The sequence below is a fragment of the Phaeovulum sp. W22_SRMD_FR3 genome (assembly GCF_052113705.1).
Lineage (GTDB): Bacteria > Pseudomonadota > Alphaproteobacteria > Rhodobacterales > Rhodobacteraceae > JBGQOG01.
Map to the genome: position 1 here is coordinate 237,522 of NZ_JBGQOG010000006.1, position 21,023 is coordinate 258,544.

The window sequence follows — 21,023 nt, forward strand, 5'->3', positions numbered from 1 at the left end:
GTGCGGCGCGGATGGATGTCCCCGCCCCCCGGCACCTGCAGACCAGTAACGTCTCACATTCTGGGAGGAATACCATGAGACTGCACTACACCACGGCCATGACCGCGGCATTGATCGCCATCGGCATGCCCGCCTTTGCCGACATGGATGCGGCCAAGAAATTTCTGGATGCCGAAATCGGGGACATGTCGACGCTGAGCCGCGCCGATCAGGAAGCCGAGATGCAATGGTATGTCGACGCGGCAAAACCCTTTGCGGGGATGGAGATCAAGGTCGTCTCCGAGACGCTGGCGACGCATGAATATGAATCCAAGGTTCTGGCCCCGGCCTTCACCGCGATCACCGGCATCAAGATCACCCATGATCTGATCGGCGAAGGCGATGTCGTCGAAAAGCTGCAAACGCAGATGCAATCGGGCGAGAACATCTATGACGCCTATATCAACGACTCGGATCTGATCGGCACCCATTGGCGCTATCAGCAGGCGCGCAACCTGACCGACTGGATGTCGGGCGAAGGCAAGGATGTGACCTCGCCCACGCTGGATCTGGCCGATTACATCGGGACCAAGTTTACCACGGCGCCGGATGGCAAGCTCTACCAGCTGCCCGACCAGCAATTCGCCAACCTTTACTGGTTCCGGTACGATTGGTTCAACGATCAGAAATCCAAAGACGATTTCAAAGCCAAATATGGCTATGATCTGGGGGTTCCGATCAACTGGTCGGCCTATGAAGACATCGCGGAATTCTTCACCGGCCGCGACATGTCCTATATGGGCGGGCCGAAATCGGCCTTTGGCAACATGGACTACGGCAAAAAGGACCCCTCGCTCGGCTGGCGGTACACCGATGCCTGGATGTCGATGGCGGGCATGGGCGACAAGGGCGAGCCGAACGGCCTGCCCGTGGACGAATGGGGCGTGCGCGTGGATGAAAACTCGCGTCCCGTCGGCTCTTGTGTGGCGCGTGGCGGGGCGACCAACGATGCCGCCGCCGTCTATGCCATCACCAAATCCATCGAATGGCTGCAGAAATACGCACCGCCCGCAGCCGCAGGCATGGTCTTTGGCGAGGCAGGCTCGGTTCCGGCGCAGGGCGAAGTGGCCCAGCAGGCCTTCTGGTACACCGCGTTTACCGCCGACATGGTGAAACCCGGCCTGCCGGTGATGAACGAGGATGGCACGCCGAAATGGCGCATGGCCCCCTCGCCGCACGGCGCCTATTGGTCGGAAGGCACCAAGGTCGGCTATCAGGATGTGGGTTCCTGGACCCTGATGAAGTCCACCCCCGTCGACCGGGCCCAGGCGGCCTGGCTCTATGCGCAGTTCGTCACCTCCAAGACCGTGGATGTGAAGAAATCCGACGTCGGCCTCACCTTCATCCGTGACTCGACGATCAACTCGCAGCACTTCACCGATCGTGCCGGCAAACTCGGCGGCCTGATCGAATTCTACCGCTCGCCCGCCCGCGTCGCATGGTCGCCCACCGGCACCAACATCCCGGATTATCCGAAGATGGCGCAGCTCTGGTGGCAGAACATCGGCGATGCCATGTCGGGGGAGAAAACCCCGCAGGAAGCGCTGGATGCCCTCTGCGCCGAGCAGGAGAAAGTGTTGGCGCGGATCGAGAAATCCGGCGTTCAGGGCGACATCGGCCCGAAACTGAACGAGGAAAAAGACCCGCAGGAATGGCTGGACGCGCCCGGTGCGCCGGTGGCCAAGCTGGAGAATGAAAAGCCCCAAGGCGAGACCATCGCCTATGACGAGCTGATCAAATCCTGGCAGAACTGACCCTTCTGCCCTGAGAACAGGGCCGACCGTACAGACGGTCGGCCCCCCCCTCCCCAACCCCCTCATTTCACGAGCCCAACCAAACGCCCTCGCGGGCGACAGGAGAAGATCATGACCACCCCCAGGCAACACATCGGCGATCTCGTGTCCGAGATGCTCGCGCAATATGGCGTCACGAAGGTGTTCGGCATGCCGGGCGGGCAGACCACAGCGCTGCACGACGGCATCTCGCGCCGCACCGACCGTATCCGCCACATCCTGATGCGCGACGAGCGCAACGCCGCCTATGCCGCCGATGCCTATGCCCGCCTCACCGGCCGGCCCGGGGTCTGTGATGTCACCGTGGGACCGGGCGCGAACCTCTTGCCCGCGGGCTTCCTCGAAGCGCTGAATGCCTCGATCCCGATGATCGGCATCATTGGTGAGCTGCCGCTGGACTGGCTGTCGCTCAAGGAAAAGGGCATTGCCAGCCAAGGGTTTGACCAGCTGGCCTTCTTCAAGACCTGCTCGAAGGAAGCGTTTCTCGTGCCCTCGGTCGAGGCGCTGCCCGATCTGATCCGCGCGGCCTTCCGCATCGCCACCTCGCCCCGGCCCGGCCCGGTGGCCCTGATCATTCCGCATGATATTTTTGACGCCGAATGGGATGAAGAGACCCTGCCCATCGTCGTGGATGACCGGGCAAAGCAGATCCCCTTCGTGCGCGCCACCGCCCCCGGCCCCGAGATCGACAAGGCCATCGCCCTGATCCAAAAGGCAAAACGCCCGGCCATCGTCTACGGCGGCGGGGTGCATGGCGCGGCCGCGGCGGCCGAGGCCACCGAATTCGCTGACCGTCTGGGCGGGCTGGTGGTGACCAGCCTCTCGGGCAAGGGCTCGGTGCCCGAAACCCGCGATTACGCGGCGGGTGTGCTGAACCCGCTTGGGTCCTGGGCCGCGATCGAACTGATCCAGGAGGCCGATCTGGTGATCTGGTGCGGCTCGAAGGTCAGCCAGAACACCGGGATGAACTGGACACTGCCCAAGCCCGATCAGGCCACGATCACCATCGACAGCGACCCGATGGAACATGGCCGCACCTTCCGCCCGACGGTGCCGCTCTTTGGGGATGTGCGGGAAATCCTGCGCAGCCTGACCGCGGCTTTGGGCGACAGCCTTGCGGGCAGCCGTCCGGACTGGGCGGCGCGGATCGCCGAGATCAAGGCCGAGGGCGATGCGGCGAAGGCGATTGAGATGGCCTCGGATCAGGTCCCGGTCCTGCCGCCGCGCATCATGCGCGAGATCGCCGCGCGGCTGGAGGAGAATGACATTGTCGTCTCGGATGCCTCTTTCTCGGCGGGCTGGATCTCGGGCTATATCCCGGCGAAAAAGGCCGAACGGCAGTTCCTCTTTGCGCGCGGTCAGGGGGGCCTTGGCTATGCGGTGCCGGGGGCCATTGGCGCGGCGGCCACCCGCCCTGATGCAAGGATCGTCACGGTGGCGGGCGATGGCGCGTTTTCCTATACGATCGGCGAATTGGCGACGCAGGCGCAATACAACCAGCGCGTGGTCAATGTGGTGATCAACAACGGCAAGCTCGGCTGGATCCAGCTCTGGCAGGAAATCTACTTTGGCAATGTGCAATCCGCCAATCTGGAAAGCCAGGGTTCAACCCCGGGCTATGCGGCGGCGGCGGCGGGGCTGGGACTGCTCGGGATCTATGTCGAAAAGCCCGATGAGATCGGCCCGGCGCTCGACCGTGCCTTTGCCCATGACGGCCCTTCGGTGGTGGAGGTGCGCATTGATGACCGCGCGACGCCGATCCATTCGTTCAAACGCCGGATGAAAGAGCAAAACGCCAAGCCGCGCCCGCGTCCCGGCACGGTGTACAAGCTGCGGCAGTACAAGATCTCGCCCGATCTTTGAGCGGCAGATCGGGACAATAGTCGCGCGATTGCAATATCTTGCGGGCTTTCCGGCCCGCAAGACGCAGATGGGGAGGCGCAGCGCTTTCCCCACGACCCAAGGCGGAACCTGCCGTCAGGGCGCCGGGTGTTTCTCAAGATCGGGCAGGAAAATCGCCAGAAGCCCGATGGCGGGCAAAAACGCGCAGATGCGGTAGACCATGTCGATCCCCACCTGATCGGCCAGCACCCCGATCAGCGCCGCGCCCAGCCCGCCGAGGCCGAAGGCCAGACCGAAGAACAGCCCCGACACCATGCCGATCCGCCCCGGGATCAGCTCTTGCCCATAGACCACGATGGAGGGGAAGGCCGAAGACAGGATCAGCCCGACGATGCCGCTCAGCGCGACTGTGGCGGTCAGGCCGACATAGGGCAGCACCAGCGTAAAGGGCAGCGCGCCAAGGATCGAGACCCAGATCACCCGTTTGCGGCCAATCCGGTCCCCCAGCGGGCCCCCAACCAGCGTGCCCAGCGCCATCCCCGCCAGAAAGATGAACAAATCGATCTGTGCCGCATGCTCTGACACCCCGAAATGCTGCATCAGATAGAAGATGTAGTAGGAGGTGATCGAGGCGATGTAGAAGAATTTCGAGATCAGAAGCGCGATGAGCACGGCCATGATCCGGCGCAGCTGCGCGGCGGGATAGGCCGCCGGTGCGGCCCGGGCGGGCACCGTGGCGCGGGCGCGCAGATGCGCCTGATACCACCGACCCAGCCCCGCCATCACGATCACCCCCAGCAGCGCGCTCAGCGCGAACCAGGCCAGCGCCGGGCGCCCGTGCGGCAGCACGAAATAGGCGATCAGCAAGGGCCCGACGGCGCTGCCCGCATTGCCGCCGATCTGGAACAGCGATTGCGCGCGCCCAGGCGCGCCGCCCGAGGCCAGCCGCGCCAGCCGCGACGTCTCCGGGTGAAAGATCGACGAGCCGGTCCCCAGCAAAATGGCCCCCACCAGCAGCATCGGATAGCTGCTCGCAAAGGCCAATGTGAGCAGACCGGACAGCGACGACAGCATGCCGAAGGGCAGCGAATAGGGCAGCGGATGCCGGTCGGTGTAGCGTCCGATCAACGGCTGCAGCAGCGACGCCGTGACCTGATAGACAAAGGTCAACAGGCCGATCTGCGCAAAACTCAGGCTGAAGCCGCCCTTGAAGAGCGGATAAGAGGCCACGAACAGCGATTGCGTCATGTCATTGATGAAATGGCTCAGGCTCGCGGCGGCCAGAACCCCATAGACCGGTTTTGGTGCGGAGGCCGGGGGCACCGTCGGCGCGGCACCGGCGGTTTGCGGATGGGTTGCGGTCATCGTCATCGTGTCGTCCTGTCGCTGAGGCCACCCCGTGCAGGGGGATTTTGCCGGTCCGGACGGGAGATAGACCAGATCGACAACGGCCCGCCACCGGGTTAAGGTCAACAAGCAACGAGACTGGGCCAAAGATCGGAGGCGGAACGCGCAGCACAGACACGCGGCGACACGGGGGCGGAACGACGGGAGGCCGGATGAATGGGGACGCGACTGTGAGGGGGAGCGGCGTGAAGGGGGGCGGTATGGAATTCCGGTTTGAGCGCGATCACAGCCGGCCCGAGGTGCAGCGCCCGATCGTGGCGCGCGGCATTGATTACGAAAACGGCAGCGTCGTGCATTCGCATTCGCATGCGCGGGCGCAATTGCTCTATGGCTCCACCGGCACCGTGATGATCGAAACGCCGCGCGGCGCCTGGATGATGCCACCCGAACACGCGCTGTGGATTCCCGCCGGCGTCGCCCATGAGGTGCGGATGATGGGTCAGGTGACGATCCACAGCCTGTATTTCACCCCCGACAGCGTGACCGCGATGCCGTCAACCTGCGTGGTCTTGGGCATCATGCCGCTGATGCGCAGCCTGTTGGCCGAAGCGGTGACCCTGCCGCTGGAATATGATCTGGGCGGTCGCGATGGTCTGGTGATGGCCCTGATCCAGGCCGAATTGCTGCGGCTGCCGGAGGTGCCCCTGTCCCTGCCGCTGCCGCGGGACCCAAAGCTCGCGCGGCAATGCCGGGCCTTTCTGACGCATCCCACCCAGCATGACACGACCGATGACTGGGCGCGCGAAAGCCATGTCAGCCGCCGCACCTTTACCCGCAAGTTCAAGGCCGAAACCGGGCTGAGCTTTGTGGCATGGCGTCAACAGGCCTGTGTGATGGCAGCATTGCCGCGTCTGGTGGCCGGAGAGGCCATCACATCGGTCGCGCTGGACCTCGGGTACAGCAATCCCGCCGCCTTCAGCGCCATGTTCGCGCGCACGCTTGGCGCCGCACCCCGCGCCTATCTGGCAAACGCATCCGACGACGCTGCCGCCGCGCAAACCCGCCGCTGAGCGCGGGCCGCGCCCGGCGCCATCCGCGCCGCCCGTGACATCGCCCGCCGCGCGGCGCAAAGGCAGTGCGCAGGGCAAGGGCGCGCCTTTGCCCGGGCCTGCCTCAACCGGCACCCCGCCGTTGACCGGGACGCCAGCCCATCTCCAGCCCGATCTCCTCCAGCGCCTGCCCCAGGGCCTGAATATGCGCGGGCCCGTGCTGCGGCGAGGGGGTGATGCGCAGCCGCTCGCTGCCGCGCGGCACCGTCGGATAGTTGATCGGCTGGATGTAGATCCCATAGACGTTCAGCAACAGATCCGCCGCCAGTTTCACATGCTCGGGGTCATTGACCATCAGCGGCAGGATCTGCGTCTCGCCCGGCAGCAGCGGCAGATCCAGACCCTCCAGCTCGCTCCGGGTCTCGGCGATCCGCCGCTGCAACATTGCACGCAGGTCATCTGCCTTGCGCAAAATCTCCAGCGACCGTTGCGCCCCCTCGGCCAGATAGGCGGGCAACGACGAGGTAAAGATAAAGCTCGCCGCCTCCGAACGGATCACATCCACCGCCGCCGCGGAACCCGCGATATAGCCGCCCACCAGACCAAAGGATTTCGCCAGCGTCCCCTGAATCATCGAGATCCGTGCCGCCTGCCCCTCGCGCGCGGCGATGCCCGCCCCCTCCGGCCCGTAAAGGCCCACGGCATGCACCTCATCGAGATAGGTGAAGGCGCCATATTTCTCGGCCAGATCGCAGATCCCGCGGATCGGCGCCACCGCGCCATCCATGCTGTAGAGGCTCTCAAAGGCAATCAGCGGCGTGGATTTCTTCGGCAGCCGGACCAGAAGATCCTCCAGATGCGCCAGATCATTGTGCCGAAAGATCTGCACGGGCGCGCCAGAGCGCTTCATCCCCTCGATCATGGAATTATGATTGCCCGCATCCGACAGGATGACGCAATTGGGCAAGACCTTGCCCAGCACCGACAATGCCGCGAGATTGGCCACCCAGCCGGAGGAAAACACCAGCGCCGCCGCTTTGCCGTGCCAATCTGCCAAGGCCGTCTCCAACGCCACATGGGCCGGATGCGTCCCCGCAATGTTGCGCGTGCCGCCGACACCTGCGCCATAAAGCTCGACCGCATCCGCCACGGTGCGGATCACATCGGGATGCTGCGACAGCCCCAGATAATCGTTGGAACACCAGACCGTCACCTCGCGCGGAGTGCCATCGCCGCGCGCCCATTGCGCAAGGGGCCGCGCGCCGGGCTGCATCGCGATGCTGCGAAACTCCCGGTAGCGCCGCTCTGTGCGCAGGACGTCCAGCCGGTCCGTGAACGGGCGATCCGAAACCGCAAATCGGGACATGTCATACCTCATCGGCGGCGCGACCCGGACCTCCGGGCGCCGCATCTTGACGGGCCGCGCCGGTGATGGCGGGCCGTTGGGGGGAAATATTCTGCGACGCGGGGCGTCAGATGTCAGATGTCCGGCGTCGGACGTCAGGCGTCGCGGCGGCCGAAACCATGCATGCGGTTGGCCCATTGCACGGCGACAAACAGCCCCTTGGCCGAGGGCAAAAGCGCCAGCGCGACCACGGTCACAAAGACCGACATCAGCGAGGCCATCACGATGGGCTCCATGCGGAAACTCTCCCACAAGATCGCCATCATGAAACCGGCGAGGTGGCAGACCACCAGAATGACCAGATAGGCCGGGCCATCATCCGCCCGTTGCGGCGTCAGGTCGAGACCGCAGCAGGGGCATTCGGGCTGCACCTTCAGGTAGCGATAGAACAGCGCCCCCTCGCCACAGCGCGGGCATTTCAGCCGGAGGCCGCGCTTGATCGCCAGCTTGCTGTCGCGGGGCTGCTCGGCATCGGAGAATGTTTCTGCGGGCATCTGCGTCCTCATCGGGTGAAGTATGAATCATTACCCGCTTAATGTATGCATTAATGATGCGAAATTGAAGCGGATCCTTGCGCAGACCCCGTGACAAATCGTCCGCCTCCCCCGCGACTGGGCGACGCCGGTGCACTGTCAAAGCGGATGCCGCCGGGTTTCAACCCTTGCGATGATGCGGGTGCCACCGCGCAGCACGTCGCAACAGCGCGCCTCCGGGGTCGCGCCGCCCATCCGCAGACGGACAGTCTCGCCCCGGTCAAGATTGCCCAGATAGACCACATCGCGCCGGGCCAGCGGCGCCAGAACGCCCGAGGCCGCCCATTCCGCCTGCTCCGCCAGTCTGGAGAATGTCGGGAAATAGAGCAGCCCGACGGCGTTGAAATCCAGCGACGGACAGGGCGTCACGGTCACGCCCCCCGGCGGGGCTCCGGCGGCATCGCGGGCGCGGCGCGCCTGCTGCCGCGCCTGATCGGCCAATGCCCGCAACGGCGCAGGCGCGGGCGGCAGGGCCAGCCCGCGGCCCGGCGGACGCCGCAAGATGCGATGGTTCGAGCCGCTCGCATCATGCCCGACAAAGGTGGAGATCATCCGCAGTTCGGCGAGAACACCCCCCGCCTGCTGCAGCAGATGCACCGAGCCGAGCTGGGTCGCGCTGACCTCATACAGCGCCGAGGTGATCTGCGCGCTGTGCCCCAGCAAGGGGCCGTCGGGCCGCGCCAGGACCAGCGATGTCGCGCAAAAGGCGGCATAGAGCGCGCGCCCCTCGGCATCACGGAACACCGCCCGCTCCTGCCCCATGGCCTCGGCAATCAGCGCCCAATGCCGGTCACCCGCGTCGCGCAGCAGCCATTGCTCCGAGAGGCCGTCCGGGCCAAGCTGCATCATCCCGAGACGCACCGTCTCTGTCCGGCGTGGGGCGACGGGCAGAGACGGCACCGCAACGGATGCCGGAATAGATGCCGGAGCGGATGCCGCAACGGATGCCGGTTGGGCAAGCGCGCGCAGCGTCATTGCGCCACCGCTTGCAGCACTTGCCCCGCCAGCTGCGCCTCGATCGCATCGGCGAGATAGCGGCTGTCCTCCTCGATCCCGAGGAAACGCCCCGATCCCCAGGTGTTCAGCCAGCCGAGCCCGATGAAATGGAACCCCGGCACCGGCGTCACGCCCCGGTGAAACACCGGCTTGCCGCGCGCATCGAACACATCGACATGGATCCAGGAATAGTCCGGCCGAAAGCCGATGGACCAGATCACCGAAGTGATCCCCAGCGCCGCCGCGTCAATCGCCGTCACCTCGGTCTCCGGCGTCCAGAGCGGCACGAAGGGCGGCTCTTCCGGGGCCTCGATGCCCGAACGCGCGATATAGGCATCAATCTGCATGCGGATGCCGAGGTAGCTTTTGTCCGCATCGTCGAGGTTTTTCGCCAGATCCGGCAGAAAGCTGATCTGCCCGCCCTGCATCCCCGCCACCGAGCCATAGAGCGAGATCCCATCCTCAACCACAAAGCGGCGCAGGTCGATTTCCTTGCCGCCATCGCGGCCCGACATATAGTGGTTGGTCTGGGTCATCGCCTTCACCGGGTCCGGGTGCTGGTCGATGGTCACCGCGTAATGCCCCATCTCATAAAGCCAATCCGTCGCGTCGCGGCCGCGGTATTTGCGCGGGCTGCGCGGGGCCGGGCCAACGGCCAGATGCACCTTGCGGCCATCGCGCACCAGATCCTCCATGATCTGCACGCCCGATTGCCCGGTGCCGATCACCAGCGTCGCCCCCTGCGGCACCTGCGCCGGACGGCGGTAGTCAACCGAATGCATCTGGGTGATCGCCGGGTCCAGATCCGCAGCATAGGGCGGCACGATCGGATTGTCATAGCCCCCCGTCGCAATCACCACCTGATCGCAGGTCCAGGCGCCAATGGAGGTATCCACCTCATAGCCGCCGTTCAGCCCGGGTGCCACACGGGTCACCTGCACATTCTCCCGCAGCGGCGGCGCAAAGCTGTCGGCGAAAGCATCAAGATAGTCGGTGATCTCCTCCTTAAGCATGAAACCGTCGGGATCATCGCCCGCATAGGGAAAATCCGGCAGCCGGCATTGCCAGTTTGGCGTCACCAGACAGAATGTATCCCAGCGGTTCTCGCGCCAGGAATGGAACTTGCCGTAGCGCTCAAAGACGATATGGCCGATGCCCTTTTGCGTCAGCTGGTGGCTGACCGACAGGCCCGCTTGGCCGCCGCCAACGATCACCACCGGAACATGCGGAATCTCATGTTTTTTCATGGGAGTATCTTTCATTGCGAAATCTCGAGACAGGTGACCATGGCTGCAGGTTGGCCCTCGAATGTGGCGCTGCGGGCCTCGATCCGGTCCAGCTCGGCCATGGCGCTGGTGCAGGCGAAGCCGTATTTCGCCTCGACACGGTTGGAGGCGCGCACCAGCGCGATGCGGGCACGGTTGAGGAAATCCTTCAGCGGATAGCTGGTGCCGGGGCTGAAGAGTTCCGCCACCACGCCAGAGGGGGAATAGCAGCGCTCCACCGTGCCATCGGGCCAGCGCAGGGTGAAAAAGGTCTCAGGCATCTGCGTGCTCCCTTTGGGTAAGGCCGAGATAGGGGGTGATTTTGGGGTCCCAGAAGATGGCAGCGCTGGCGCCCGACCGCAGCGTGACTGCGCTGCCGGGCGTGACCTGCCCGATCACCGCCGCCGCCAGATCGCGCGCGGTAAAGCGGCGGCAGATCTCGTCGGCCTGTTCCGGCGCGGCCGTGAGCAAAAAGCCAAAACTCGGGAAGCTGCGCAGCCAGCGCTCCAGCGGCACGCCGGGTGGCGGCGTGACGCGGGAGAGGTCGATCTCGATCCCGACGCCCGAGCTTTCGGCCAGCATCAGCGCAGTGCCGGGGATGCCGCCCTGGCTGATGTCTTTGCCCGCCCGCACAAGGCCCGCCTCGGCCAGTTCCGGCAACAGCGCCAGATCGCCGCGCAACCGGGCGGGCGGTGCCGCGAGGGCGGCGCAGAAATTGTCAAAGTTGCGGTAGCTGCCGCGCGGGTCATGCACCGCGATCAACACTTGACCGGGGCGGGCGGCAAAGCTGCTGATCAGCGCCGTCGCCCGGCCCAGAACCGAGACCGCGAGATTAAGCTCTCCGGCGGCGAAATTCGTATGTCCGCCCACGAGTGGCACGCCGTAAGCCGCAGCGGCATCGCGGAGCCCGGCCAGAAGCGGGGCCGCCGTCGCCGCATCCGGGGCCCAGATCTGATCGATCAGCGCCACCGCATGCCCGCCCATGGCAGCGATGTCCGAGAGATTGACCATCACCCCGCACCAGCCCGCAAACCACGGATCATCCTGCACAAAGCCGGGGATAAACCCCTCGCCCGCCAAGAGGTCATAGCCGCCCGCGCGGGGCAGAACCGCCGCGTCATCGCCGGGTTGCCCGGTGGCGTGCCCCGCCAGACCCAGCGCAGCCGTGGCCTGCCCGATGGCCAATTTTGAGCGGATGCCGGGATGCGCGCGCAGGCGGGCGGCGAGGGCTTCGGGGTCCGGGATCATGCGCCGATCCCCCGCCGCACCGGGTGATACCAGCCCGCCGCCGGGTCGCTCAGCGGCGGATAATAGGCCAGATCCGCCTGCATTTTCATATGCGGCACACCCTGCAGCGTGACCTCTCCCAAGGGCTGCCAGTGCAGACGCCGGAACAGCACCACATTCTGGCGTTGCACATGCGCGAGGAAAGTATGGCACCCCCGCGTCTGCGCGGTGCGCACGGCCAGCCGGATCAGCTCGGCCCCGAGCCGCCCCACCTGCCGGAAATCGCGGTCCACCGCGAGGCGCGAGCCCCACCAGAGCCCCGGCTCCTGCTGATGAATGCGCACCGTGCCCACCACCGCATCCGCCTCATGCGCATAGGTCGAGAGGGCGACGAGCGGCGTGGCGATGCGGTCAATCTCATCGCGGTCAGAGCCGGTGAAAATTCCCTGTTCCTCGACAAACACCCGGCGGCGCAGATCGGCGGCGCCAAACAGCTCCCAAGGCGTGCTGGCGGCGCGGATGTAATAGCCGGGGCTGTGAAACTGCTGCTGTGCCTGTTGCATCAGACCCCCCGCAGCTTTTCATAGGTGGAAAGCGCCGAGCAGGCGCCGCATTTGCCGCAGCCTGCCTTGATGTCCCCGGAGCGCATTCCGGCGCGGACGATCATCTGGCCGAGCGGTTGCAAGATTGCGGCCATGAACTCGGCCCGCGGCGCGGGATGACTTTCCAGCGGCGTGCCCGAGATCGGCACGAAGGGCACGACAAAGGGATAAACCCCCATCGCACAAAGCTTTTCTGACATTTCCAGAATGGCCTCAACGCTGTCGCCCAGCCCCGCGAGGATATAGGTCGAGACCTGACCATGGCCGAAAACCTTCACCGCCGCCGCGAAACTGGAGAAGTATTTCTCAAGCGGCACCGAGGCTTTGCCGGGCATGATCCGGGCGCGCACCTCCGGCGTCACCGCCTCCAGATGCATCCCGAGACTGTCGACGCCCGCGTCAAACATGCGCTGGTGCCAGATGTCATCCTCGGGCGGCTCGCATTGCGCCTGAAGGGGCAGGTTCACCGCCGCCTTGATCGCCCGCGCGCTCTCGGCCAGCACCGCGGCACCGCGGTCCGACCCGCGTGGGGTGCCGGTGGTCAGCACCATATGTTTGACGCCGTCCAGTTCCACCGCCGCCTTGGCCACTTCGGCCAGTTGCGCGGGGGTTTTGTGCGCGATGGTCCGCCCCGCCGCGAGGCTTTGGCCAATGGCGCAGAACTGGCAGGTTTTCTTGCGGCTTTCATAGCGGATGCAGCTCTGCAACACCGTTGTTGCCAGCACATCCTTCGCATGCAGGGTGGCGATCTGGTGATAGGGCACACCATCCTTGGTGGTCAGATCGTAGAAACGCGGGCGCTGCGGAAACCGCACCTTTGCGACCTCCGCGCCATCCCGCGTCACCCGGGCGCGGCCATCGGCATCCGGCGCCTCGACCAGAAACGGGCTTTGAAAGGCGGGGGCGGTGTGCACCGGCACCATCACCGTGGTCGCGCCAATCGTCACCGCCTTGTGGTCCGAGGGCCCGGCCCCACCGCGCCGCGCCTCATGTCCGGCGCGCGGATCCACCAGCCGCATGCCGTGGGTTTGCAGATCGTTGATCAGGGCGGAGTCAGACATTCTCGCTCTCCTCTGCCGGGGTTTTCACCGGGGTTTCAGGCGGAAATTCCGTCGCCGCGCGGGTCACGGCGGGGCGGGTGTCATGCACCAGATGCAGGAGTTCCGGCCGCGCGTAATGGCCGACGCTGTCCATCATCCGCTTGCGTTTGGTGATCAGCCGCATGTCGAGATCGGCGATCAGGATCCCCTCGCCGCTGGTCAGCGGCGGCACCAGATGCCGCCCCTCGGGCGAGATGATGCAGGTCATGCAGCCGCCGCGCAGACCCTTTTGCAGCGCCGGATCGGGATGGATTTCGGCAATCTGTTCCTCGGTCAGCCAGCCGGTGGCATTGACCACGAAACAGCCCGCCTCCAGCGCATGATGCCGCATCGTCACCTCGATCTGCTCGGCAAAGATCGGCCCGACGAGGCTGCCCGGGAAATGCGCCGCATGGATTTCCTCATGCTGGGTCATCAGCGCGTAACGGGCGAGCGGGTTGTAATGCTCCCAGCAGGCCAGCGCGCCGACGCGGCCCACCTTGGTCTCGACCACCTTCAGCCCGGCGCCGTCGCCCTGCCCCCAGACCATCCGCTCGTGATAGGTCGGGGTGATCTTGCGACGCTTCAGCGCCAGACTGCCATCGGCGTCAAAGATCAGCTGGGTGTTATAGAGCGAACCATTGTCGCGCTCATTCACCCCCAGCACCACCACCACGCCGCGGCGGCGCGCGGCTTCGGCCACGGCGCGGGTCTCAGCCGAGGGGACGGTGACCGCCTCTTGGTACAGCTCCAGATGCGGGGCGCCCTGCTGCACCGGCGGCAATACGAAAGAGAAATAGGGATAATAGGGCACGAAGGTCTCGGGAAAGACGATGAATTCCGCGCCCTTCTCCGCCGCCTCGGCGATGGCGTTCAGCACCCGCTCAATGGTGCCCGCGCGGCCCGCAAGGTTGGGCGCGATCTGCACGGCGGCGGCGCGAATGGTATCAGTACGCATGGGGTTCTCCGGGCTGCGGGGGACATGCGGGGGCCAGAGCTGCGGCCCCCGCGTCTGGATATCGCGGGGCGCGGTGCTCAGACCGTCCAGGTGTCGAGGATCACCGCATCGGCCTTTTTGTGCAGCAAGATGCAGTCGAGCACGTCTTGCGGCGCGATCGGCGTGATGCCCGGGATCAGCGCGGCTTCGCCATGGCCATAGAGCGCCTGCAGGGCGAAGCGGCAGGCATAGACCTTGCCGCCCTCGGACATGAAGCGTTTGAGATTGTTGTTGAAATTCAGATGGCCCGGAAAGGCCTCATCGCCCAGCGTCGGAAAGCCGCGCTGAATGCCCAGCGTCACGCCGGGGCCGTAAAGCAGGATCGAGGTCTCATAGCCTTTGCGCTGCAACCGGATCGCGTTCAGGATGTTGACCAGCCCGATCGAGCCCTCAAAGGCCACGGTGTGAAAGGTCACCAGCGCCTTCTCGCCCGCATCGGCCTTCACATCCTCAAAGACCTTTTGTTCGTAATCGACGAAGTAATCGCCATCTTTATGCGCTTCCTGAGTGACTGTCGGCATCTTGCTCTCCATGTTGGTGATGCCTTTTGATGATCGGGTGTAGTGTATGGATCAATAAACAAAACAATCTACATACAATAATGGCATCATATATCGTACATTCGCGCATAATATTTTTGCAGCACGGCGGCGTGCGCTCAGAAAATAGCCTCGACCAGAACCCTGCGCCCGGTTCTGGCGCGCGTCAGATCCGCGCGCCGAACAGCAATCCATACAATCCGCTTCAGTTTCGGGAATCAGCACGATAGAACGGCAGCAGACTGGAGAAACCGATGACCGACTGGCTTCCGACCCTGAGCAACAACGGCAAACCGCGCTATCTGGCGATTGCGGATGCGATTGCCACCGACATTCGTGCAGGCTCCCTCGCGCCCGGCGACCGCCTGCCGCCGCAGCGGCGGCTGGCGGCCAGTCTTGGCATCGATTTCACCACCGTCTCACGCGCCTATTCCGAGGCACAGGCCCGTGGGCTGGTCGACAGTCAGGTCGGACGCGGCACCTTTATCACCGGCACGGCCCCCGCGGATCAGAGCGCCGATCCTTTGCGCGAGGGCGAAGAAGACCTGTCGATGAACATGCCGCCGGAGCCGACCGATCCGGCGCTTCTGGAGAAAATGCGCGAGGGGATGGGCTATGTCTCGGCCAATCTGATCCCGCTCCTGCGCTATCAATCGGCGGTGGGCAGCGAAAAAGACAAGATCGCCGCCTCAACCTGGCTGTCGCTGCGCGGCATGGTGCCCCGGCTGGAGCGGATCGCGGTGACCCCGGGCGCGCATCCGACGATGCTCGCTATTCTGTCGATCCTCACCAACCCCGGCGACACGGTCTTGTGCGAGAACATCACCTATCCGGGCATCCGCAACCTCGCCGCGCGGATGCGGGTGCGGCTGGAGGGGATTGCGATGGATGCCGACGGCATCCTGCCCGACGCGCTGGAGGCGGCGATCCGGGCGCATGGCCCCCGCGCGCTCTATCTCAATCCGACGCTGCAGAACCCGACCACCCTGACCATGCCCACCGCCCGGCGGCTGGAGGTCAGCGCGATCCTCAACCGGCACGGATTGCCGCTGATCGAGGATGATGCCTATGGGTTCATCCCCGCCAAGGCCCCTGCCCCGCTCGCGGTGTCGGCCCCCGATCTGACCTGGCACATCGGCGGTCTGGCGAAATGCATCGGCGCCGGGCTGCGGCTGGCCTATACCGTCGCGCCCTCGGGCAAGGATGCCTATGCGCTGGCGCAGGCGCTGCGGGCGATCTCGGTCATGCCCTCGCCCTTGCCGATGGCGCTGACCACGCGCTGGGTTGAGGATGGCACCGCCGACCGCATCCGCCGCTTCATCCGGCAGGAAAGTGCCGCGCGGCAAAAGGTGGCCGCCGAGGTCCTGGACGGGTTTGAGTTCACCGCCGCCGAGAATGCGTTCAACATCTGGCTGCGGCTGCCCAAAGGCTCGGGCCGGGCTGATGTGATTGCGCGGATGGCGGGGCGGCATATCGGCATCATGCCCTCGGATGCTTTCACCGTCGGCGGCACCCCGGATGAGCATGTGCGGGTCTGTCTTGGCGGCTCGATCACCCGGGATGCGCTGCAGTCGGGCTTGCTGTTTCTCTCGCATGCCATGGTTCCGGACACCTATATGGGGTGACCCCGCGCGTTGCCGGACGGACCGGGGCACAGAGCCGCGCCCCGTTAGGGGCGGGACTGCCCCCACCCCGCCCCCGGGGCCGGATGGCGGAGAGGCAGGTGCCGCAGTCTTCACAGCATATGGCGATGCGCAGGGGCGCGCGCCGTGCCCCTCGTTCTGCAGGTACCGGGTCATTTGTCGGGTCCCGCCCGAAGGGGGTGTCGCGGAGACGCCGAGCAAGTTTCCCCCCGACGTGCCCGCGCGCGGTGTGCGCTGGGTCCTCCACTATACGGATCAGCACGGACCGCGTTGCCACGCCGTCATGCCGATCGCGTTGAAGATCGGCGGCGGGCCGCAGACCGGGTCAAGAAGGCCAAGGTTGATAGCGTCAGGCGCGCTGGCATCCCTTCCGGGAACTGCGAGCGTCTGAAGGCGCTGGCACGGGAGAAGCGGGAGCTGTGCCAGGCCCACGAGATCCACCGAAAGGCGTCAGCCAATTCTTCGATGATCGAGCGCAATGCGGGATCACTTCGCGCGCTGCGTGAGATGCTCGGCCGCCGGTCGAAGGGTTGGTCGGGTTCATCGTCGATCATCGCGAGAACCACGGGCAGTGATGCGGGAACCGGAGTCGCGCAACGGCGAGTTACCCGCGGGCTGACCTGCCCCGTAGGGCGTCCTATGCCTGCGGTTGCGGTTTCTCTGCTGTCTGGCTGATGTGGCGTTGATGTCGGGAACCCAAACGACAAAACCCCCGCGTGTTGCGGGGGTTTTTGTCGGTATTGGGTCGGTATCGATGGTTGCGGGAGCTCGACTTCATAAATACTTGCCTTTGTATGAAACCCCGTGTGTCAACGATAATCGCTTTATAGAATGCAGATTTTCATGTGCATGAGGCCGCATCGCTTCCTTGATCAAACCCCGCGAAATCAACGCCGCAGAACCCTTCGCCAAATTCTTCAGAAAGCGCCGGAATAGCTCATTTATCTAGAAACACTCAGGTAGGTCGGAATATCCCGTGCCTAGCTCAGTGGCATGTCTGGCCAATCGTCAGGCACGAGAGCGGGCGGTTTCGTCCAAGGTTCCTCAACGATGGCTTCCTGAAACCAAGCGTCCCTAAGATTGGCGTGTTCCGTTACAATTAGTTGAAAGCCGGGCACATCATCGATTGTGAAGCGTTTGAGCACTTCAAAAAGGCGCCGAACTGCATCAATATCTGCATCTTGCTCTGTCTGAGCGACCGAGCCACCAGCATCCCTATACGCGCTCTCGGAGGGAAAATATACTTGCGTCGGCTGATCAATCACCAAAAACCGAGGTATAGGCTGATCATAGTCAGAAGCAAAACGATGAAGTGAAAGGAGTGCTGCTAGATGATAAGCAAGATGGCTTGCACCTCCGCCAGATTTATTCATGTAGACCGGTCGACCAGGCCGGTCGATCACGACCGTAAGGTTGTGTAGGTCCAACCTTGCAGGATATTGACTGAACTCACCGTTCAAATTCTTGATGTAACCCGACATATACATGGCGATGTTACTTAGGGTCGCTGCCAGCTTGGATTCAGAATCGTCCGCGCCAAGTTGCTCCTCGATATCCGAAATGTGCGCCTTGAGCCGTCGTTCCTCGCTCAATAAACGATCCAGCTCGCTGTCGGTGACCAAATTTTCCAAGAAAAGGCTCACACGACCAACAACGCGGGACGCTGCGTTGTTCCTGCTACCCATCTGGGCGATAATCTCATTGGCTTGGATGGCGGAAGACAACTCCAGTTCTTTGTTGCGCATGCTGTCGGTCAGGATGCCAACCTCTTTTCGCAGGCCCAGCAGAAAAGCTTCGAGGGCCGGTCGTTCGCCGGTTACGGCAGAAAGTTCCCGCTCAAGATTTTCCAACTCAGCCAACATTGCTTTTGCAATTGGCGTTTCGATTCCTAGATTTGCCTGAGCAAAGGGCCATTGCCATTCGCCAGTCGCCTTGTTGAATGGAAGCGCATTGATCGATGTGAGCCGGTCGCGCTGTTCGATAACCTCTCCCTCGAAACCATTCGCCCGTTTCGCAAACTGTTCCGCACTTTCCATTTGCCTTTGGATAATGCGACGACGGTCTCGCATTGACGCCAATTCGTTCTCTATCAATGATACGCGGTCACTGTCGTCATCAGGTATTGATTGCGGCTGCCAATTCAGTGCTTGTCGAAGCATTTCCGTGACTTTAATCTCAACCTCCCCATGAAGAGGAATACCTACTGCTCTGGCTTCGGAAAGCAGCCCGATCGCACGCTGTTCCGAATTATCCAACGCATCCTTAGCCTGATTGACCAATTTCGTATTCAGCCGAAGTCCACGTTGAGCGGTGCGTAATTGCGCCTCCAACGTAAATTTATCTCGGCCAGATACGCCAAGCAGAATCGGCAGCGTGTCTTTTATGGCTTGGGGCTGATAATCCTCATTCTGACGGTAGAACAGCTGGTCCTTGTTCGCGACAATCCCCTGCTTCTGAAACAGGTAGTAAAGCGTGTGCTTGATATTCGCGTCGTAGCTTTCGCGGCTGTTCTCGATTGGGACCTCGGTGGCGTTCTCAGGAATTCCCAGCAGTTGCGACAGCAGCGACGCTATTCCGTTATCATTATCGTTGACCATGAGTTCATCCGGCTCGGGGGGCATGACATCTGCGCCACGTCTGAGCATAACGGCGCTTGCACTCAGGGCGCCCGGCGAAGGCGCGGGCTTCGCAACCAAAACCTCCTCGCCATGGAACCGATATATGACCGCATACCAAGCCACTTTGTCTCGTATTACCCCTTCTGGGACATTGAAGGTCGATCTGCCCATGCAATACTCGATAATTTCGGAGAGGGCGGATTTTCCTGTGGAGGACCGACCTGTGATGATATTCAGCCCGTCATGAAATTTCACATCGCGCCGACGGCCATCATCACTGTAGATGTGGATGGATTTGATTTTCATGGTCGAATTCCCAAAGTCGAATATATGGTGCTGCTTTGGCCAATGCGCGCGAACTCTTTGCCTAAAAACACCGCGGCACGTTGAGTTGCTTTGGTCTCATCTGTGCCCGAGATGGTCTTCTTTACGCCATCGTTCACAGTGGTCAGTCTTCCATTAGCCTGAACGCTCATCGTGCCAACGCTGCTGAGCACTCCCAAAGCTTCAAGCGTAAAAGGGAACATATCCGTGCAGCGTTGGCCAAAATCGACCTGCAACTCGGGGTGATCAGCGATGATTTTCAGTAAAAAATTCCTATTCCCACGTTGGATGACCTCACGCGACTGCCGCTGCAACGCCAAAGGAAGTATCAGCAATGACATCGAGAACGGCATGCCCTTAGCGTCGATTTCTTGAAACGCAGCCATGGCTCTGTATAGGACCAGGCCACAGAATCCCGGATTGAAAAGGTTTCGCACCTCTATAGGTCGCCTATCCCATTGCTTCATGCCGCTGTCCCTAAAATTTTGGCAAGGCGCTCAAGAAACCTAGGATGCCAGTGAACTCTTGGTATAGGTCGATCATTGGCTAGCATCTGGAATGCACCTCGCACGACATAGCCTTCATTTACCCTCTCGCGAATTCGAAGATGCGGGGTTTCATTCAACGCCCAAAGGTAAAGTGCTTTTCCAGCTTCGATGCAGGCGTCTTCCTGGCTTGTCTCCGTGATATTCTCATAGAGGATTGCCTTATGCCGATCCCATTCTTCGACCAGTCGCTCTTCATAATCTTCGATTTCGCCGGCTACAATCAAATGTGCGCGCGCCCAGATAGAACGCTGCTCGAATGCGCGATAATAGTCGATGATCGCGTGCCTTATCCTTTGATCCGAAAGCTTCAGGGCGTGGAGCTGAACCACAAAAGTGCGCTTATCGTTCGACGGGTCAATATTATCGGGCTGCTTGTTTCGCAAATCGATGGGCAAATTGTCTGCTTTGAACTGTTCGGCTAGTAGCACCAGCTGGTCGAATACCTCTTGAACCTTGATGGCCTTTCGCTCCTTTTCCGTGAGCGCGCGGATTACTAAATCTGACCACCAACCCTCCAGCCTCTCAAAGAGTGCCTTTCGGTCCTCTTTTCTGATCGTGCGCAATCGTTGATCAATTAGCGTTGGGATGTCATCGATGCGCGGGGTGCTCGGCGAGATAGTAATGCGGTCATAGAAGTCCTGCGCCTCTATTTCCGTGAGTAATTTGAGGTCGGCCTTCACCTTACCGATTTCCGCCGACGTGCTGGAAGCGAGCGCGGCGGCGGCTGCAGCGGCACGAGTCTCACCCAGACCACCGTCGCGAACGAAATACTCTAAAAACGACCCAGCGGATACACTAGCGGTGCTATAAAGTATGAACCTAGTGCTGGAACCGGCTGCACCAGCCGACTTGTAATAATTCACCCAGACACGAACTGATTTCCAAAAATCCACAGAAAGGTCGGACAGTCGATCGCCCACAGCTTTGTGTTTTAGTGACCCCAGTGTTACCCGACCGTCTGCCAAGACGAATTCCACGTCGTCGTTACGCTCAATATAGACTTCACAGTCCTCAGGCAGGTCAAACATTCGAAGTAGTGCATACCTCGATTGATAAATGTAACCCAAACCGGGTTCTGCCGCAGAGAACTGTGACGTGGCACCCATCATTTAACCGCGCCCGGCACAACCAAGGATATCGTGTCCAATTTCAAATCAAGTCCTTTTTACTAATTCAA

General features: G+C 62.7%; 18 protein-coding genes. 4 read left to right on the forward strand and 14 right to left on the reverse strand.

Annotated features, from left to right (window positions below; genetic code table 11):
* The first annotated feature begins 74 nt into the window (after positions 1 to 74).
* Both ACEN2S_RS10735 and ACEN2S_RS10740 read left to right on the forward strand, forming a co-directional pair.
* Positions 75 to 1,793, forward strand: coding sequence for an ABC transporter substrate-binding protein (locus tag ACEN2S_RS10735; RefSeq protein WP_441866027.1), 1,719 nt, complete (start codon positions 75 to 77; stop codon positions 1,791 to 1,793).
* Positions 1,794 to 1,904: 111 nt separating this feature from the next.
* Positions 1,905 to 3,695, forward strand: a complete 1,791-nt coding sequence (locus ACEN2S_RS10740; RefSeq protein ID WP_441866029.1) for a thiamine pyrophosphate-binding protein — start codon at positions 1,905 to 1,907, stop codon at positions 3,693 to 3,695.
* Positions 3,696 to 3,809: 114 nt separating this feature from the next.
* Here ACEN2S_RS10740 and ACEN2S_RS10745 read toward each other — a convergent pair whose 3' ends face one another.
* Positions 3,810 to 5,045 (reverse strand): MFS transporter, encoded by a 1,236-nt coding sequence (locus ACEN2S_RS10745; protein ID WP_441866031.1) that lies wholly within the window; start codon positions 5,043 to 5,045, stop codon positions 3,810 to 3,812.
* A 236-nt stretch (positions 5,046 to 5,281) separates the two neighbouring features.
* On the opposite strand from ACEN2S_RS10745, the gene ACEN2S_RS10750 reads away from it, so the two are divergent.
* Positions 5,282 to 6,091, forward strand: a complete 810-nt coding sequence (locus ACEN2S_RS10750; protein WP_441866033.1) for an AraC family transcriptional regulator — start codon at positions 5,282 to 5,284, stop codon at positions 6,089 to 6,091.
* Between the two features lie 103 nt (positions 6,092 to 6,194).
* Here the strand turns inward: ACEN2S_RS10750 and hemA are convergent, their stop codons facing one another.
* The 10 genes from hemA to ACEN2S_RS10800 all read right to left on the reverse strand — a co-directional run bounded on the left by hemA (position 6,195) and on the right by ACEN2S_RS10800 (position 14,695).
* Positions 6,195 to 7,436, reverse strand: coding sequence for a 5-aminolevulinate synthase (hemA, locus tag ACEN2S_RS10755; RefSeq protein WP_441866035.1), 1,242 nt, complete (start codon positions 7,434 to 7,436; stop codon positions 6,195 to 6,197).
* A 134-nt stretch (positions 7,437 to 7,570) separates the two neighbouring features.
* Positions 7,571 to 7,969: a DUF983 domain-containing protein gene (locus ACEN2S_RS10760; protein WP_441866037.1), complete on the reverse strand. Its 399-nt coding sequence runs from the start codon at positions 7,967 to 7,969 to the stop codon at positions 7,571 to 7,573.
* 138 nt (positions 7,970 to 8,107) lie between these two features.
* Entirely contained in the window at positions 8,108 to 8,869 is a 762-nt protein-coding gene (locus tag ACEN2S_RS10765) for a Pnap_2097 family protein (protein ID WP_441866038.1), read from the reverse strand.
* A gap of 110 nt (positions 8,870 to 8,979) precedes the next feature.
* The gene (locus ACEN2S_RS10770; protein ID WP_441866040.1) at positions 8,980 to 10,251 is read right to left on the reverse strand and encodes an MSMEG_0569 family flavin-dependent oxidoreductase; all 1,272 of its coding nucleotides are present in this window, start codon (positions 10,249 to 10,251) and stop codon (positions 8,980 to 8,982) included.
* 11 nt (positions 10,252 to 10,262) lie between these two features.
* Complete coding sequence (locus tag ACEN2S_RS10775) at positions 10,263 to 10,550, reverse strand: MSMEG_0570 family nitrogen starvation response protein (RefSeq protein WP_441866042.1); 288 nt, start codon at positions 10,548 to 10,550, stop codon at positions 10,263 to 10,265.
* Positions 10,543 to 11,517: a sll0787 family AIR synthase-like protein gene (locus ACEN2S_RS10780; RefSeq protein ID WP_441866044.1), complete on the reverse strand. Its 975-nt coding sequence runs from the start codon at positions 11,515 to 11,517 to the stop codon at positions 10,543 to 10,545. The genes ACEN2S_RS10775 and ACEN2S_RS10780 overlap by 8 nt, the downstream gene beginning before the upstream one ends.
* Positions 11,514 to 12,059: an MSMEG_0567/Sll0786 family nitrogen starvation N-acetyltransferase gene (locus tag ACEN2S_RS10785; protein ID WP_441866046.1), complete on the reverse strand. Its 546-nt coding sequence runs from the start codon at positions 12,057 to 12,059 to the stop codon at positions 11,514 to 11,516. Before ACEN2S_RS10785 ends, ACEN2S_RS10780 begins: the two co-directional genes overlap by 4 nt.
* Positions 12,059 to 13,159 (reverse strand): MSMEG_0568 family radical SAM protein, encoded by a 1,101-nt coding sequence (locus ACEN2S_RS10790; RefSeq protein ID WP_441866048.1) that lies wholly within the window; start codon positions 13,157 to 13,159, stop codon positions 12,059 to 12,061. Before ACEN2S_RS10790 ends, ACEN2S_RS10785 begins: the two co-directional genes overlap by 1 nt.
* Positions 13,152 to 14,135 carry a Nit6803 family nitrilase gene (locus ACEN2S_RS10795; protein WP_441866050.1) on the reverse strand — a complete coding sequence of 328 codons (984 nt, stop codon included), beginning with the start codon at positions 14,133 to 14,135 and terminating at the stop codon, positions 13,152 to 13,154. Before ACEN2S_RS10795 ends, ACEN2S_RS10790 begins: the two co-directional genes overlap by 8 nt.
* Before the next feature lie 77 nt (positions 14,136 to 14,212).
* The gene (locus ACEN2S_RS10800; protein WP_441866052.1) at positions 14,213 to 14,695 is read right to left on the reverse strand and encodes an MSMEG_0572/Sll0783 family nitrogen starvation response protein; all 483 of its coding nucleotides are present in this window, start codon (positions 14,693 to 14,695) and stop codon (positions 14,213 to 14,215) included.
* 272 nt (positions 14,696 to 14,967) lie between these two features.
* Between ACEN2S_RS10800 and ACEN2S_RS10805 the strand changes: the two genes are divergently transcribed.
* On the forward strand, positions 14,968 to 16,338 hold the full coding sequence (locus ACEN2S_RS10805) for an aminotransferase-like domain-containing protein (RefSeq protein ID WP_441866054.1): 1,371 nt from the start codon (positions 14,968 to 14,970) through the stop codon (positions 16,336 to 16,338).
* A 998-nt stretch (positions 16,339 to 17,336) separates the two neighbouring features.
* Here the strand turns inward: ACEN2S_RS10805 and ACEN2S_RS10810 are convergent.
* The 3 genes from ACEN2S_RS10810 to ACEN2S_RS10820 are packed head-to-tail and all read right to left on the reverse strand — an operon-like array spanning position 17,337 to position 20,955.
* The gene (locus tag ACEN2S_RS10810) at positions 17,337 to 19,280 is read right to left on the reverse strand and encodes a DUF3732 domain-containing protein (RefSeq protein ID WP_441866056.1); all 1,944 of its coding nucleotides are present in this window, start codon (positions 19,278 to 19,280) and stop codon (positions 17,337 to 17,339) included.
* Complete coding sequence (locus ACEN2S_RS10815; RefSeq protein WP_441866058.1) at positions 19,277 to 19,765, reverse strand: three component ABC system middle component; 489 nt, start codon at positions 19,763 to 19,765, stop codon at positions 19,277 to 19,279. Before ACEN2S_RS10815 ends, ACEN2S_RS10810 begins: the two co-directional genes overlap by 4 nt.
* Positions 19,762 to 20,955, reverse strand: coding sequence for an ABC-three component system protein (locus tag ACEN2S_RS10820; protein ID WP_441866060.1), 1,194 nt, complete (start codon positions 20,953 to 20,955; stop codon positions 19,762 to 19,764). Before ACEN2S_RS10820 ends, ACEN2S_RS10815 begins: the two co-directional genes overlap by 4 nt.
* Positions 20,956 to 21,023: the final 68 nt, after the last annotated feature.